At 68.1% G+C, this 1,750-nt stretch carries 1 protein-coding gene; it reads left to right on the top strand.

From position 1 onward, the window contains the following. Nucleotides 1-166: 166 nt before the first annotated feature. Nucleotides 167-1,666, top strand: coding sequence for a sigma-54 dependent transcriptional regulator (locus tag RMO04_RS14480; RefSeq protein ID WP_309645473.1), 1,500 nt, complete (start codon nt 167-169; stop codon nt 1,664-1,666). Nucleotides 1,667-1,750: the final 84 nt, after the last annotated feature.

The raw sequence follows: 1,750 nt of genomic DNA, 5'->3' as shown, positions 1-1,750 counted from the left end.
GGCGCGACCGTGGTCGGCAACCCTGCGCGGCCCCTCCCGCCCAAGCCGCGTTAACCCGCGACTCAGGACTCCGAAACCCCGCCTTTACCCCGACCCTGTATCAATCCGGGTCAATACGAGCCTCGTCCATGCAGGCGAGCGTCCGATCAGGTGTGGGTGTTTTCTAATGACCAAGACGGTCCTCGTCGTCGATGACGACCCGACTCAACGCCGGCTGATCCAGTCGGTCCTGGAGCGCGACGGATTCGCCGTCGCCCACGCCGAGAGCGGCGAGGCGGCGATTGCGCGCCTGCAGTCCGGCGCCGCGGCCGACATCGTGCTGCTGGACCTGGTGATGCCCGGCCTGTCGGGCCAGGACACCCTGAAGGAGATGCGTGCGCGCAGCTTCTCGACCCCGGTCATCGTGGTCACCGCCACCGGCGGTATCGACACCGTGGTCCAGGCCATGCAGGCCGGCGCCTGCGACTTCTTCATCAAGCCGGCCAGCCCGGAACGCATCATCGTCTCGATCCGCAACGCGCTCTCCATGGGCGCGCTGAAGGGCGAGGTCGAGCGGCTCAAGAAGCATTCCTCCGGCCGCATGACCTTCGCCGACATGGTGGGCGACAGCCCGGCCATGACCATGATCAAGCGCATGGGCGAGCGGGCGGCCAAGTCCTCCATCCCCATCCTGATCACCGGCGAAAGCGGGGTGGGCAAGGAAGTGATCGCGCGCGCCGTGCACGGCTCGTCCGACCGGGCCGGCAAGCCCTTCGTGGCGGTGAACTGCGGCGCCATCCCCGAGAACCTGGTCGAGAGCATCCTGTTCGGCCACGAGAAGGGCAGCTTCACCGGCGCCACCGACAAGCATGTGGGCAAGTTCCAGGAGGCCAATGGCGGCACCCTGTTCCTCGACGAGGTCGGCGAGCTGCCGCTGGACACCCAGGTCAAGCTGCTGCGCGCCCTGCAGGAGAGCGAGATCGACCCGGTGGGCTCCAAGCGCTCCATCAAGGTCGACGTCCGCATCGTCTCGGCCACCAATCGCGACCCCGAGCAGGCGGTCAAGGACGGCCTCTTCCGCGAAGACCTGTTCTATCGCCTGAACGTCTTCCCCATGCTGGCCCCGGCCCTGCGCGATCGACGCGAGGACATCCCGGCCCTGGTCGATCACTTCGTCCGCCGCTTCAATGTCGAGGAGGGCAAGACCGTGGTCGGCGCCTCGGCCGAGACCCTGGCCTTCCTCACCGCCTTTGACTGGCCGGGGAATGTCCGCCAGCTGGAGAACGCGGTCTATCGCGCCATCGTGCTGGCCGACGCGCCCTATCTGCAGCCCTACGACTTTCCGGCCATCTCCGGGGTGGCCGCTCCGCCGCCTGAGGCCGTCACGTCGACGGCCAGCCGCCTCCCGGTCCAGCTGCCCACCGCCGAGCAACTGGTGGCCGACATGTCGGCCGACGCCCCGGTGCGCATCCTCGACAACCGCGGCCACCTGCGGACCCTGGAAGAGATCGAACGCGACCTCATCCAGCTCGCCATCGAGATCTATGCCGGCCACATGTGCGAGGTCGCCCGGCGTCTCGGCATCGGCCGCTCCACCCTCTATCGCAAGGTCCGAGAACAGGGCCTCGAGGACGTCCTGAAGGGATCAGACGATGAAACTGACGGTTCTGAGACCGCAGCCGCGTGACGAACGCCTGCGCGAGCTGATCCGCCAGGGTCGGCTGGCCGCGGCGCGCGCCGAGACGGTGCGGGCGGCGAAGGCGCTCTAATC

Source organism: Phenylobacterium sp. (assembly GCF_031412415.1).
Taxonomy (GTDB): domain Bacteria; phylum Pseudomonadota; class Alphaproteobacteria; order Caulobacterales; family Caulobacteraceae; genus Phenylobacterium.
This window is presented reverse-complemented; position numbering and strand designations above follow the sequence as displayed.